Origin of the sequence: Escherichia sp. E.sYA108, assembly GCF_011754335.1 — a bacterium.
Classification (GTDB): Bacteria; Pseudomonadota; Gammaproteobacteria; order Enterobacterales; family Enterobacteriaceae; genus Escherichia; species Escherichia coli.
The window spans coordinates 2,621,311-2,634,615 of sequence record NZ_JAAQVZ010000001.1; the positions used below are offsets into that span (position 1 = coordinate 2,621,311).

General features: G+C 50.2%; 11 protein-coding genes and 3 pseudogenes. 5 read left to right on the plus strand and 9 right to left on the minus strand.

The window, feature by feature from the left end; all coding sequences use genetic code 11:
• Window positions 1–6: 6 nt before the first annotated feature.
• The 4 genes and pseudogenes from HBM92_RS12360 to HBM92_RS25340 form a co-directional block, all read right to left on the minus strand.
• Entirely contained in the window at window positions 7–846 is an 840-nt protein-coding gene (locus HBM92_RS12360) for a DUF4123 domain-containing protein (RefSeq protein WP_000446996.1), read from the minus strand.
• Window positions 846–2,804 (minus strand): type VI secretion system Vgr family protein, encoded by a 1,959-nt coding sequence (locus tag HBM92_RS12365; RefSeq protein ID WP_001529089.1) that lies wholly within the window; start codon window positions 2,802–2,804, stop codon window positions 846–848. The genes HBM92_RS12360 and HBM92_RS12365 overlap by 1 nt, the downstream gene beginning before the upstream one ends.
• Before the next feature lie 18 nt (window positions 2,805–2,822).
• Window positions 2,823–3,107: a type VI secretion system PAAR protein gene (locus tag HBM92_RS12370; protein WP_001127491.1), complete on the minus strand. Its 285-nt coding sequence runs from the start codon at window positions 3,105–3,107 to the stop codon at window positions 2,823–2,825.
• Between the two features lie 540 nt (window positions 3,108–3,647).
• A pseudogene (locus HBM92_RS25340) lies at window positions 3,648–4,266 on the minus strand (glutathione S-transferase family protein).
• A gap of 266 nt (window positions 4,267–4,532) precedes the next feature.
• Here HBM92_RS25340 and ansP point away from each other — a divergent pair.
• Window positions 4,533–6,032, plus strand: coding sequence for an L-asparagine permease (ansP, locus tag HBM92_RS12385; RefSeq protein WP_001443128.1), 1,500 nt, complete (start codon window positions 4,533–4,535; stop codon window positions 6,030–6,032).
• A gap of 112 nt (window positions 6,033–6,144) precedes the next feature.
• Here ansP and HBM92_RS12390 read toward each other — a convergent pair whose 3' ends face one another.
• Window positions 6,145–7,206 carry a YncE family protein gene (locus HBM92_RS12390; protein ID WP_000550679.1) on the minus strand — a complete coding sequence of 354 codons (1,062 nt, stop codon included), beginning with the start codon at window positions 7,204–7,206 and terminating at the stop codon, window positions 6,145–6,147.
• Window positions 7,207–7,447: 241 nt separating this feature from the next.
• Here HBM92_RS12390 and pqqU point away from each other — a divergent pair, with 241 nt between their 5' ends.
• Window positions 7,448–9,550, plus strand: a complete 2,103-nt coding sequence (gene pqqU / locus HBM92_RS12395; protein ID WP_000689386.1) for a TonB-dependent receptor PqqU — start codon at window positions 7,448–7,450, stop codon at window positions 9,548–9,550.
• A gap of 76 nt (window positions 9,551–9,626) precedes the next feature.
• Here pqqU and HBM92_RS25080 read toward each other — a convergent pair.
• Window positions 9,627–9,794: pseudogene (locus tag HBM92_RS25080) on the minus strand (GntR family transcriptional regulator); the annotation flags it as partial.
• A gap of 236 nt (window positions 9,795–10,030) precedes the next feature.
• On the opposite strand from HBM92_RS25080, the gene HBM92_RS12410 reads away from it, so the two are divergent.
• Both HBM92_RS12410 and HBM92_RS12415 read left to right on the plus strand, forming a co-directional pair.
• Complete coding sequence (locus HBM92_RS12410; protein ID WP_000027563.1) at window positions 10,031–10,549, plus strand: GNAT family N-acetyltransferase; 519 nt, start codon at window positions 10,031–10,033, stop codon at window positions 10,547–10,549.
• A complete protein-coding gene (locus HBM92_RS12415; protein ID WP_001076540.1) occupies window positions 10,546–10,995 on the plus strand; it encodes a DMT family transporter in 450 nt (149 codons plus the stop codon). Before HBM92_RS12410 ends, HBM92_RS12415 begins: the two co-directional genes overlap by 4 nt.
• Here HBM92_RS12415 and ydcY read toward each other — a convergent pair whose 3' ends face one another.
• Complete coding sequence (ydcY, locus tag HBM92_RS12420; protein ID WP_000018633.1) at window positions 10,996–11,229, minus strand: DUF2526 family protein YdcY; 234 nt, start codon at window positions 11,227–11,229, stop codon at window positions 10,996–10,998.
• Window positions 11,230–11,314: 85 nt separating this feature from the next.
• A complete protein-coding gene (gene ortT, locus HBM92_RS12425) occupies window positions 11,315–11,488 on the minus strand; it encodes an orphan toxin OrtT (protein ID WP_000061178.1) in 174 nt (57 codons plus the stop codon).
• A gap of 194 nt (window positions 11,489–11,682) precedes the next feature.
• Here ortT and yncL point away from each other — a divergent pair, with 194 nt between their 5' ends.
• A complete protein-coding gene (yncL, locus tag HBM92_RS12430) occupies window positions 11,683–11,778 on the plus strand; it encodes a stress response membrane protein YncL (protein ID WP_001303494.1) in 96 nt (31 codons plus the stop codon).
• A 96-nt stretch (window positions 11,779–11,874) separates the two neighbouring features.
• Here yncL and patD read toward each other — a convergent pair.
• Window positions 11,875–13,298, minus strand: a pseudogene (gene patD, locus HBM92_RS12435) (aminobutyraldehyde dehydrogenase).
• Window positions 13,299–13,305 lie beyond the last annotated feature (7 nt).

Consider the following 13,305-nt stretch of genomic DNA (forward strand, 5'->3'; position numbering starts at 1 on the left):
GTCTTTTTATTGCGGGATAAATCCCAGTTCCTGTTGTGCAAGTTCATGTACCCGAATATGTCCCGGATATGACTGATTGCTGAGTAGTTCATACCAGTCATCCGGAATATATCGGAGATCGATTATGTTTTTTTTCAGTAAGATAAGCGTCATTGTTCTGACGGAACGATCATCTGCTATATTTAATGACTGGCAAAAAGAGAAATAATCTTCTGCCAGAATTCGGGATGATTCAGCTTTTGATGAATCATCCCACCCTTCTTTTTCTGCATTTTCTTCGATAAATACAGATAATGTATCAAGATAATTATCCCGTGCCTTTCGTTCCAGTTGGCTATATTGTCTGTAACTCAGCATCAGTTGTGATGGCCGTTCTGCCCTTATATTCATAGTTTCTGCGGGACGGACGGAAGAAAAATTATCCTCACGATATTCTTCACCATAGCGGGTACTTAGCTGTCTGACGGGGTTGATAAAAAAAAGAAGCTGGCGGGGGGTAAGAACTTCCGCTAATACCCATATATTCCGGGGATCATAAAATCGCATGAGAACAGGTTTCTCCTGTTCGGGGATCCTAACCCACAGATAACGTCTGAAGTGTTGCTGTAGCTCACGCATGGATGACTCAGAAGTCAGATATATTCCCCATGGCGACGCCTTATCTCTCAGCCATGCTTCAACCTCCGGAACAACTTCCACGAGATAGGGGGCCAGCGCGACCAGATCCGGCTGTATGGGTTCTGCATACAGACAGCAGTGTGGGGGATTCACTTCGTTCAGAAAATCCAGCAATCCTTCCTCCACAGCACCATCCACAATAGCGTACTTTACGGGTGCCGTTTCCATCACTTATCCTCCTTCGGGCAATGCGCCACAAACATCGAACCACTCCCGGCTGCGGCTTTCAGGATCACCGGGCGCATCGGCAGGATCACGTCTCCCGGACTGCCTCCGCCGTTAAGATTGATTTTCGCGCCCTTAATATCCACGCCGCCGGAATGGATCACCACAAATGAACCTCCCACCCGCAGACTGATTTTGCTGTCGCTCTGTAAAACAATATCGCCCTGTACGCTGATACCCAGCGCGCCGCTTATTTTCTGTGCCAGATCGCCTTTCACCTCCAGTCCCTGATTACCCTCTGTCAGGCTGACGTGGTCTTTGGTGGTTTTATGGTCCTGTTTACCTTCAACCGTCACTTTCCGGTCATTTGCCACCACCAGGAATTCATCATGCCCGATGCTGACCGCCCGGTCATAGTTGACCCGCTTATCCTTGCTGTTCAGCACCACGACCTGCATATTTTTCTGGGCGTGCAGGTAGATTTCTTCCTTGTCCGTGGCGTCCTCAAAGCGCAGCTCGTTAAACCCGCTTCCTTTATAGGTCTTCGACCGTATCGTCATCTGCGTCTTCGTCCCCGGCAGACTCCCCGGCGAACGGTTGTCCTCATGGTACGTCCGCCCCATGATTATCGGCTGGTCCGGGTCCCCGTTCAGGAAGTCCACTATCACTTCCTGACCCACACGCGGTATCGCCAGGTTACCGAACCCCGGCCCCGCCCACGCCTGTGACACCCTCACCCAGCACGAACTCTCCTCCGTCATCCCGTGATAACGGTCCCAGTGAAACTTCACCCGTACCCGACCATGTTCGTCGCAGAAAATCTCCTCTCCCGCTGGCCCCGTCACTATCGCACTCTGCGGCCCGTCCACCTTCGGTTTGCTCTGCACCCGTGGACGCCAGGTCCGGTCCGCCGGTATCACCTCTAACTGATTTCCCAGCGTGGTTCCTCTCCCCTGGCTGCCATGAAGCGCCTGCGGCTGGTCTCCTGACAGAATGCTCTGTACCACCTGCCATTCACGGTTCAGCATCTTCTGCGGATGCCCCGTCAGCGTAAACCGCGTTCCCGGCCACAGCTTCGGCGAATTACTCTGCCCTGTGGCCTTTTCCGCATCACTGCGCAGGCTCTCCATCTGGTACAGCGTGAAATCCTTGCCGTGCTGCTCATCCTTGAACCTTCCCGGATAATCAAATATTTCATACTGTTCAAGCTGTCCGTTCAGGCTCTCACCCTGCTGCTCATACATCCCCGGCCAGTCCGGCACCTTAAACGTGTAATCCTGGCTCTGCACCGACGACGGGCGGACATGCGCCTCATAACGGAACATACTGACACACTCCGTCTCCGCTCCTGTCGATGCGTCCGGGTTAAACGGAAACTCTCCCGCCTGTGACAGCCCCGCCACATCGTCGCACAGCGTCAGCTTCTGCTCCGGACTGTCCGCCGCAAACCGCTCAAAGAAGAAAATACCCTCCTCCGCCCACAGCCGCGCCAGAAACGCCAGGTCGCTTTCCCCGTACTGGACACAGAACTCCCGCGCCGGATGGTCCTCATAAAACAGCGGCGTCCACTCCGTGACGCCGTTCTCGTTCAGTAACGTGGCCGATATCGTCCGGATATCCTGCTGCTGGAAGATGCGGAAGTTCTGCCGCAGCCCGCACCGCCATAACGGCGGCTCAATACACAGGTGGTAACGCATCTGCCAGCCATTGTTCTCCTGCATGCCAAAGCCCGCCACCACGCCTGTGACATAACGCTGCGGGATGACGCCCTGCCAGATGGTCAGCGTTGCCTTCTTCTCCAGCAGCATCTCCGCCGTCTGCATAAAAGAATCGCTGGCGACATCCACACTCATCACAAACGGATAAGACTGGTTCTGGATTAACCGGAAGCTCAACACTGCAAAGGTGTCCGGCTCCTGGCCGTCAACCTCCAGCGTAAAGCGAAGACCTTTTAAGGACATAAATACCTCTCAGACATATCAGCCTATATTTACCGTACCGCCACCAATAACCACGCCGCCGCAGTCAATAGCATCACCGGTTCTGGCGGCGGGCAGGCCGTCAATAAAGACGGTTGACGAGCCTCTGGCGATTTTACGGGGATGAGGGGGATGCTTCGGTTTATCATGCGGCGTCAGCGGATCCTCCTGACGAGCTGCGGGGAGGCCATCAATAAAAACGGTGGATGACCCGGCGGTGATGACGGTCTCGTAATAACCGTCGTGCTGGGTGCCTTTGTCGGTAAGTTTGGCTGCTAAAGGCATAATTCCTCCTGTTCAGAATTTCTACAGCAGCAGGTTTCAAAAATCCGGAGAAATATTCAACGAAATATTAATCACTTCACCGGATATTCTGATGCGTACCTTCACTGGTCTATTTAAGTAATACAAATTGTTGGCGTGTATTAAGTTTCATTTTGTTCTCCTTAATTATGTAAGGAGTATTTGATCATGTATAAGCAATGAAAAACAGCTTCAGGAAATAAGGAGTATCTCAATTTTTAAACATAAAATGAGAATCGTTCAGTACAAAAAAGCAGCGTTGCGTAATCTTTCCCTGATTAAATACGCTACCGCCCTACCCTGATGACATGATCTGCACTGCACTATCATATCGACATGTTTCTCTACATGCGAAAAGATGTTTTATTTTCGGATTATATTAAATTGATATTTCATATAAAAAACGAAATTACATCAATCATATAAATAGTTGTACCAACTTTAATTACTATTCATAGCAAACAAATGGATATCCAGTTAACTACGCCAGTGATTCATTAACATTAACCTCCGGCATTATTGTTAAATAATGACATTCCTTTTTAATACTTCTTGTAATTTCGGTATCTGACATACAGCATCAACAATCGCATTAATGTTCGGGGCATTATCCTGAAACCATTCGTGTCCCGGTCCCCATGTGCGCATGGTGCAGAGATAACAGTCCACCAGCGTTAGTTGCTCTCCAAACACATACGGTTCAGCAGTCAATTGCGAATTCAGCCAGATATAAAGCGATTTGCGATATTCAATTACACTCTTCTTTAACTGTTCAGGTGCGTCAGATGCCCAACGCTTAGGGTAATCGGCGAAAGTGAACGTTGGATAGACATTAGCAACCAGCCAGACCAATAGCCGTTGAAACTATTGACGTTCGGCGCGCCCAAGAGGTGGCGCAAGGTCCGGGCGACGATCGAGAACCATCAATGCAATCGCCGCTGTCTCCGTCATAATCTCGTTATTTTTACAGCGCCAGTGTCGGAACCTGACACAACGGATTCAGGGTTTTTAATAAATCGCGTGAAGTTCCCTCGTGGTCAAAACCACTGACATCAACGAACTGATAAGGAATATCAGCCAGTGTTAGCATCAGCTCACTGATTGTAGAGCCCCAGCCGGGTACGCTATACACCTTAATCATATGCCCCTCACAATCTTTTAAAGATTAAGTGTAGGACAGCACACAGGTTATCCAGCAAAAGGATTTATCATTTTTTCGTCAGTTGTATAAATCCCCTTCAGGATTGTAAGGGGATGTTTTGCATCGTTTATCGATAACGGGTAGGATGCTGCGCCGATAGTTTTATACCCATAAAGAATAATGGTGATAACTATCATCGCCAGGATGAATAAACATTGTTCATGGCAACTTATATGACTTTTTCATTAAAGCAATCAGGGAGAGCAATGAGTAAACACGACACCGACACTTCAGATCAGCACGCCGCGAAACGCCGCTGGCTTAATGCCCACGAAGAGGGGTATCACAAAGCGATGGGCAATCGCCAGGTACAGATGATCGCCATTGGCGGCGCGATTGGTACGGGTTTGTTTTTAGGCGCGGGGGCGCGACTGCAAATGGCGGGGCCCGCACTGGCACTGGTCTATTTGATCTGCGGCCTGTTTTCGTTTTTTATTCTGCGTGCATTGGGTGAGCTGGTGTTACACCGCCCTTCCAGTGGCAGTTTTGTCTCTTATGCCCGTGAGTTTTTGGGTGAGAAGGCCGCTTATGTTGCTGGCTGGATGTACTTCATCAACTGGGCGATGACGGGGATTGTTGATATTACCGCCGTCGCTCTGTATATGCATTACTGGGGCGCGTTTGGCGGCGTGCCGCAGTGGGTCTTTGCGCTCGCTGCACTGACCATCGTTGGCACCATGAATATGATCGGTGTGAAATGGTTTGCGGAGATGGAGTTCTGGTTTGCGCTTATTAAAGTGCTCGCCATTGTAACCTTTTTGGTCGTGGGTACAGTGTTCCTCGGTAGTGGTCAGCCGCTGGATGGCAACACCACTGGCTTTCATTTAATCACCGATAATGGCGGCTTTTTCCCCCATGGTTTGCTGCCTGCGCTGGTGTTGATTCAGGGCGTAGTGTTTGCTTTTGCCTCCATTGAAATGGTGGGTACAGCGGCCGGAGAATGTAAAGATCCGCAGACCATGGTGCCTAAAGCGATTAACAGTGTGATTTGGCGTATTGGTCTGTTTTACGTCGGCTCCGTGGTGTTGCTGGTTATGTTATTGCCGTGGAGCGCGTATCAGGCGGGGCAAAGTCCATTTGTGACGTTTTTATCTAAACTGGGTGTGCCGTACATCGGCAGCATTATGAACATTGTGGTGCTGACCGCTGCCCTCTCCAGCCTGAATTCAGGTCTGTACTGCACCGGGCGTATTCTGCGCTCGATGGCGATGGGCGGTTCCGCACCGAGTTTTATGGCGAAAATGAGTCGTCAGCATGTGCCGTATGCCGGGATTCTGGCGACACTGGTTGTGTATGTCGTCGGCGTATTCCTCAACTATCTGGTGCCGTCACGCGTATTTGAGATTGTGTTGAACTTCGCGTCGCTGGGAATCATCGCTTCATGGGCGTTTATCATCGTTTGCCAGATGCGCCTGCGTAAAGCAATTAAAGAAGGCAAAGCAGCGGATGTCAGTTTTAAACTGCCTGGCGCGCCCTTCACTTCCTGGCTGACATTACTGTTTTTACTGAGTGTCCTGGTGCTGATGGCGTTCGATTACCCGAACGGGACTTATACCATCGCGGCGCTGCCGATTATCGGTATTCTGCTGGTTATAGGTTGGTTTGGTGTGCGCAAACGCGTTGCTGAAATTCACAGCACTGCGCCAGTCGTCGAGGAAGATGAAGAAAAACAGGAAATTGTGTTTAAGCCTGAAACATCGAGTTAATTGCAAAATTGCCCGGCTACGTGCCGGGCAAATTCAGACTACTGACGAAGGTGCCGGATGCGGCGTGATAAAAGTCAGGCAATTCTTTCCGTTTTCACCCTCGCCATATCTATTACAGCGCAATACGAATCACATCGTCCGGCTGGGTAGCTTCCTGCTGTTTAGTGGATTTTTGTTTCACACTGACATACAGCGTTTTGCCATCGGCAGACAGCGCCAGGCTGTTCGGATGAGTCGGCGTATCGAACGTTTTCACCACTTTATAGCTTTTCGCGTCAATCACACTGACTTTACCTGCCTGACGATGCGTCACGTAGGCTTCATTACGCGCTGGGTTAAACAGCACAGCCAGTGATTCCGGTGCCGCAACCTTCGCCAGAATATTGCCATTACGGGTATCGACCACTAACACTTCTGCCGCTTTAGAATCGGTGATAAATGCACGCTGCCTGGTGGTATCAAGGCTGATGTTGATAAAGAAGTGCTCTTTGCCGTCATCCAGCAGCTTTTTACGGCTGAGGATTTTATTGTCGGCGGTGTCGATGGTAATCAATTCGCCGTCAGCGTTAGTGGTGTAAAGACGTTTGCCTTTGCTATCCAGCGCCAGACCGGTACTCATTTTACCGGTGTTCTGGATGGCGGTTTTCAGTTTGATATTCTCGCCATCAACGACCCAAATCACGCTCTCTTTACCAATACCACTGATGTAAACGGTGTTCGTGGCATCATCAGCTACCAGCTCACGTGGTTGCAACGGGCGTACCTCTTCCGTGCGCTTACGATCATCCAGCACCAGACGACCTTTCACTTCGCCCGTTTTGGCATCTATCGCCGTGACCGCACTATTTACGGTGTTACCAAACCACAACGTCTGAGTCGTGTTATTGATGGTGGCACCAAACGGCTTGAGATCGTTATGGATCGCCTGCGTCACTTCCAGAGTAACCGGATCAAGACGATAAACCACGCCGCCTTTATCCAGTTTGCGGCTTTGCGAAGTGGCAAGCCACAGCGCGTTTTCTTGCTGGCTATAAGCCATTTCGTAGGCACCTTTACCTACCGCTTTACGCAGCATTTCTTCTGCGGCCTGCGTACTGAATGATGAAGCAACAAGCAATGAACCTAACAGTAATGAACCACGCAGGCGCGATGAAAACAGATGACGTAAATGCATGACGACTCCCTTTGATGAACCGATATTTTTGCTGCTTCACAATGCTTCGCTAAGCGTAATCATCGTTACGCCCTTGTTATAAATGGGAATGGTAATCATTATTTTCTCAAATGTGGAGCATTTCTTACCGTTACGACTACAATTTTCTCAATTACTTAACGTATTGTGCCGTTTAGTTTTCCATAAATTTACAATTTCATTACCATGACGGTGTTTTCCCATTCTTAACCTGGCTTTTTTCATGAAGATTTTTTCCGTCCGACAGACCGTTTTGCCCGCACTGCTTGTCCTTTCCCCCGTTGTTTTTGCCGCTGATGAACAGACCATGATTGTCAGTGCCGCACCGCAGGTGGTTTCAGAACTGGATACCCCAGCAGCCGTGAGCGTGGTGAATGGCGAGGAGATGCGCCTGGCAACACCGCGCATTAACTTGTCTGAATCACTGACCGGAGTGCCTGGTTTACAGGTACAAAACCGGCAGAACTATGCGCAAGATTTACAGCTGTCGATTCGCGGATTTGGCTCCCGCTCCACTTACGGAATTCGCGGTATTCGCCTGTATGTGGACGGTATTCCCGCTACCATGCCCGACGGACAAGGGCAAACATCTAACATCGATTTAAGCAGTGTGCAAAATGTGGAAGTGCTGCGTGGCCCCTTCTCTGCTCTGTATGGCAACGCGTCTGGCGGTGTAATGAATGTCACCACCCAGACCGGACAACAGCCACCAACCATTGAAGCCAGTAGTTACTACGGCAGTTTTGGCAGCTGGCGCTATGGGCTGAAAGCTACGGGCGCAACGGGCGACGGCACACAACCCGGCGATGTCGATTACACCGTCTCAACCACACGTTTTACGACCCACGGCTATCGTGACCATAGCGGCGCACAGAAAAATTTAGCCAATGCCAAACTGGGCGTACGCATTGATGACGCCAGCAAATTAAGCCTGATTTTCAATAGTGTGGATATCAAAGCAGATGACCCAGGTGGGCTAACCAAAGCAGAATGGAAGGCGAATCCACAACAAGCGCCTCGTGCAGAACAGTACGACACGCGAAAAACCATCAAGCAAACTCAGGCTGGGTTGCGCTATGAGCGTAGCCTGAGCGCGCAAGATGATATGAGTGTGATGATGTATGCCGGAGAGCGAGAAACGACCCAGTACCAGTCAATCCCGATGGCTCCCCAACTTAACCCGTCACATGCGGGCGGCGTGATTACTCTGCAACGCCATTATCAGGGGATAGACAGCCGCTGGACACACCGTGGTGAACTGGGCGTTCCGCTCACGTTCACTACCGGCCTGAACTACGAAAACATGAGTGAAAACCGCAAGGGCTACAATAACTTCCGCCTGAATAGCGGCGTGCCGGAATACGGGCAAAAAGGTGAGTTGCGCCGCGACGAACGCAATCTGATGTGGAACGTCGATCCCTATTTACAGACGCAGTGGCAGCTGAGCGAAAAACTGTCGCTGGATGCTGGCGTGCGCTACAGCTCCGTGTGGTTTGATTCCAACGACCATTACGTTACTCCGGGTAACGGCGATGACAGCGGTGATGCCAGTTATCACAAATGGCTACCTGCCGGTTCGTTAAAATATGCAATGACCGATGCCTGGAATATCTATCTGGCAGCCGGGCGAGGTTTTGAAACGCCGACGATTAATGAGCTGTCTTATCGTGCTGATGGACAAAGCGGTATGAACTTTGGGTTAAAACCCTCCACCAACGATACAATTGAGATCGGCAGTAAAACGCGTATTGGTGATGGGCTGCTTAGTCTCGCATTGTTCCAGACCGACACCGATGATGAAATTGTTGTCGATAGCAGTAGCGGTGGGCGTACGACTTACAAAAATGCCGGAAAGACCCGTCGTCAAGGCGCTGAACTGGCATGGGATCAACGTTTCGCGGGAGATTTTCGCGTAAAAGCGTCCTGGACCTGGCTTGATGCGACCTATCGCAGCAATGTGTGCAATGAACAGGATTGTAACGGTAACCGGATGCCAGGGATCGCCCGTAATATGGGCTTTGCGTCGATAGGTTATATACCGGAAGATGGTTGGTATGCAGGCACGGAAGCGCGTTATATGGGCGATATTATGGCAGATGATGAAAATACGGCCAAAGCGCCTTCTTATACACTCGTCGGCTTATTCACCGGGTATAAATACAATTACCACAATTTTACCGTGGATTTATTTGGTCGTGTCGATAATTTATTCGATAAAGAATACGTTGGCTCTGTCATTGTCAATGAGTCAAACGGGCGATATTACGAACCTGCGCCCGGACGAAATTATGGTGTCGGCATAAATATTGCGTGGCGATTTGAGTAATTATCTTTAAGCCCGGTATTTGCCGGGCGTATTTTATTTATCGGCTGTATTGTTGGCACAACAAAGCAACGTTTTTTTGCATAGTGAGGTTTTCGACAGCCAGAGCAACTGCCATTAATTCCAGTTCGTAGCGGATCCGATTGATTTCATTTAATTGACGTTTTCCCACTTCCGGAACTGTAAATGCTTGCGCTGGTGCGACAAAGAGCGCATTTACCGAAACCAGACGTAAGGAACCGGCGCGCCATGCGGACGCAAGGACAGAACCCAACATCGGTTACGCTGCGTTTGTTGCCCCATAATGCTCTCCTGTGCTTTTGGCATGAATCCATCAATAGTAGCAGGCTCACAGGATTGGTTTTGTTTGCAGCCGTCACATCCCCTCTGCAACACGCAATAATTTCATAGAGGAATCCGTTGCTTCGGGCTGTTTTCGATAGTATTGATAACATCATCATCATTATTTTATCGAGGCCAGACATGTCCATCCGTTTTGCCCGCAAAGCCGACTGTGCTGCAATTGCGGAAATTTATAACCACGCCGTGTTGTATACGGCGGCTATCTGGAATGACCAAACGGTGGATGCGGATAACCGCATTGCCTGGTTTGAAGCGCGGACCATAGCAGGTTATCCGGTGCTGGTGAGTGAAGAAGATGGCGTAGTGACGGGATATGCCTCGTTTGGCGACTGGCGTAGTTTTGATGGTTTTCGCCATACCGTGGAACATTCGGTTTATGTCCATCCCGATCATCAGGGGAAAGGTCTGGGGCGTAAATTGTTAAGCCGATTGATTGATGAAGCGCGGGATTGCGGGAAGCATGTCATGGTCGCCGGGATCGAATCGCAAAATCAGGCCTCGCTGCATCTGCACCAGTCGCTGGGATTTGTCGTCACCGCGCAAATGCCGCAGGTAGGCACTAAATTTGGGCGCTGGCTGGATCTGACATTTATGCAGTTGCAACTCGACGAGCGCACTGAACCGGACGCGATCGGATGAATCAGTCACTTACCCTTGCCTTTTTGATTGCAGCCGGGATTGGTCTGGTAGTCCAGAACACGCTGATGGTGCGCATCACCCAGACCTCCTCTACCATTCTCATCGCCATGTTGCTGAACTCACTGGTGGGGATTGTGCTCTTTGTTTCTATTTTATGGTTTAAACAAGGCATGGCGGGGTTTGGCGAACTGGTGTCCAGCGTGCGCTGGTGGACACTTATACCTGGCTTGCTGGGATCGTTTTTTGTCTTCGCCAGTATCAGCGGATATCAGAATGTGGGAGCGGCGACAACTATTGCAGTACTGGTCGCCAGCCAGCTGATTGGCGGTCTGGTGCTGGATATCTTCCGCAGCCATGGCGTACCACTTCGGGCGTTGATCGGCCCAATTTGTGGCGCAATTTTACTTGTGGTTGGCGCCTGGCTGGTGGCCAGACGCTCATTTTAATCAGAGGATGGTACCGCCTTTGGTTAACTGTTCGTGGCGCGCTTCCATATCTTCTTTATGTTTGCGACCGTGATGAGCAATAGCGGTGCGCAAACGCTGCTGCTGGGTGTAGCGATCTTCCCGACTTAACTCCGCGTCATCGCTCAGGGCGATTAATAATTCGTTCATATGGGCAATGACGCTCTCTTCAATCGCGGCATCCACGCGCGCGATGACTTCATCCAGATGCGACATACTTTCTCCTTAGCCACTTGTGAAATTTATCGATTCATCCAAATGATATAAGTCTGCGTGGTGCCGTCAAGCCAGTGCATAAGATTTAAAACAGAGAAAACAACAGCGCCACCGGGAAACTCATCGGCCATGTTGCCCCCACCAGAAAGGCGCTTAAGAAACGGATGCGTTTCTTATCGTGAGAAAGAAACCAGGTGATAAGAAATGCGATTGCTGCCATAACCGCATAAAAAACAAGCATATGTTGATAGAGAGACATGTACGGGCGTCCAGCCAGATGAATAAAACGCGCGCAAATATGCGTCATCTTTTGACGTGCATCAAGTTTTTTCACCAGTTAGAGAAAAAATCATCAAACAGCAACTTGCCCTTATCTATCTTCAGAATGAGTATTATTGCGGATTTTCTTAACCCGTACTATACACATAGGGGCAATGATAAAAGGTGGCAAAAATGAATGTTTCCAGTAGAACTGTAGTACTGATAAATGTCTTTGCTGCTGTTGGTTTGTTTACTCTTATCTCTATGAGATTTGGCTGGTTTATTTGATGTTGTGATTTTGCACGCAGCACGTACTGTCAGAGAAATCAGTGCTCTGACAGTACGCAAGATCATCTCATACTCTTACGATCTGCAATATTATCCTTAATGTTTAACCATGACGTGGCGGACGACGGTGTAATCCTCCAGCCCATAAAGTGACATATCCTTGCCGTAACCAGAAAGTTTCTGCCCACCGTGCGGCATTTCACTTACCAGCATGAAATGGGTATTGACCCAGGTACAACCATATTGCAGCCGCGCGCTGACGCGATGCGCCCTGCCCACATCCTTCGTCCATACCGAAGATGCAAGTCCGTACTGACTGTCATTCGCCCAGTTCACCACCTGTTCTTCGTTGTCGAAGAGCGTAACACTCACTACCGGACCAAATACCTCTTTTTGCACGATGGCATCGTCCTGTAATGCGCCAGCCAGCAGCGTCGGCGCATAGTAATAGCCATTACCCTTGCGCTTTTCACCGCCAGTGATCACTTTGATGTGCCCTGTCCTTTCGCCTCTTCTACCGCCTTGCTGACGCGTTCGAGATGCGCCAGCGAGCTTAAAGGTCCAAGCTCCGTAGACTCGTCATCCGGCGAACCCGATTTTAACGTTGCCACCGCAGCACCGAGTTTTTCCACCAGCGTATCGTAAATGCCTTTTTGCGCGTAGATCCGACAAGCCGCAGTACAATCCTGTCCGGCATTGTAATAGCCAAAAGTACGTACACCTTCGACCACTGCTTCAATATCCGCATCATCAAAAACAATCACTGGCGCTTTGCCACCAAGTTCCATATGAGTACGCTTAATGGACGGCGCGGTATGGCTGATGATGTGTTCCCCAGTGGCGATAGAACCCGTCAGCGACACCATCCGCACTTTGGGATGTCCGGTCAGCGGATCTCCCACCGTTTTGCCTCTGCCAAACAGCACGTTAATCACGCCAGCCGGGAAGATATCTTTCGCCAGCTCTGCCAACTTCAACGCGGTCAGCGGGGTAATTTCTGATGGTTTAAGCACTACGCAGTTCCCTGCCGCCAGCGCCGGAGCCAGTTTCCACGCAGCCATCATCAGCGGATAATTCCACGGTGCGATAGAAGCCACGACCCCCAACGGATCGCGACGGATCATCGAAGTATGACCTTCAAGATATTCACCTGCCGCCAGACCATTCAGGCAGCGCGCCGCACCGGCGAAAAAGCGAAAGACATCGACAATCGCCGGAATTTCATCATTGAACGCACTATGCAGCGGTTTGCCACAATTACGGGACTCCAGTTCGGCAAAAACCTGACCATTTTCTTCGATAACATCAGCCAGTTTCAGCAGGCATTCCGCACGCGCTTTTGGCGTGGTTTGCCCCCATTCGGCAAATGCTGCATCTGCCGCGCGAACAGCAGCATTGACCTGCTCTGCGGATGCCTCGGCAATCTCCAGTAAAACGTCCCCCGTTGCCGGATTATAGACAGGCTGTTTTTCCCCTTCGCCGCTAACCAGTTCTCCGTTAATCAGTAACTTATGTTGCATAGCATAT

What these genes read in the sequence shown, in the direction of transcription:
- HBM92_RS12365 (WP_001529089.1), bottom strand. Translation starts at nt 2,804, where the DNA reads ATGTCCTTAAAAGGTCTTCGCTTTACGCTGGAGGTTGACGGCCAGGAG.
- pqqU (WP_000689386.1), top strand. Translation starts at nt 7,448, where the DNA reads ATGAAGATTTTTTCCGTCCGACAGACCGTTTTGCCCGCACTGCTTGTC.
- ortT (WP_000061178.1), bottom strand. Translation starts at nt 11,488, where the DNA reads ATGTCTCTCTATCAACATATGCTTGTTTTTTATGCGGTTATGGCAGCA.
- HBM92_RS12370 (WP_001127491.1), bottom strand. Translation starts at nt 3,107, where the DNA reads ATGCCTTTAGCAGCCAAACTTACCGACAAAGGCACCCAGCACGACGGT.
- ansP (WP_001443128.1), top strand. Translation starts at nt 4,533, where the DNA reads ATGAGTAAACACGACACCGACACTTCAGATCAGCACGCCGCGAAACGC.
- HBM92_RS12410 (WP_000027563.1), top strand. Translation starts at nt 10,031, where the DNA reads ATGTCCATCCGTTTTGCCCGCAAAGCCGACTGTGCTGCAATTGCGGAA.
- HBM92_RS12415 (WP_001076540.1), top strand. Translation starts at nt 10,546, where the DNA reads ATGAATCAGTCACTTACCCTTGCCTTTTTGATTGCAGCCGGGATTGGT.
- yncL (WP_001303494.1), top strand. Translation starts at nt 11,683, where the DNA reads ATGAATGTTTCCAGTAGAACTGTAGTACTGATAAATGTCTTTGCTGCT.
- ydcY (WP_000018633.1), bottom strand. Translation starts at nt 11,229, where the DNA reads ATGTCGCATCTGGATGAAGTCATCGCGCGCGTGGATGCCGCGATTGAA.
- HBM92_RS12360 (WP_000446996.1), bottom strand. Translation starts at nt 846, where the DNA reads ATGGAAACGGCACCCGTAAAGTACGCTATTGTGGATGGTGCTGTGGAG.
- HBM92_RS12390 (WP_000550679.1), bottom strand. Translation starts at nt 7,206, where the DNA reads ATGCATTTACGTCATCTGTTTTCATCGCGCCTGCGTGGTTCATTACTG.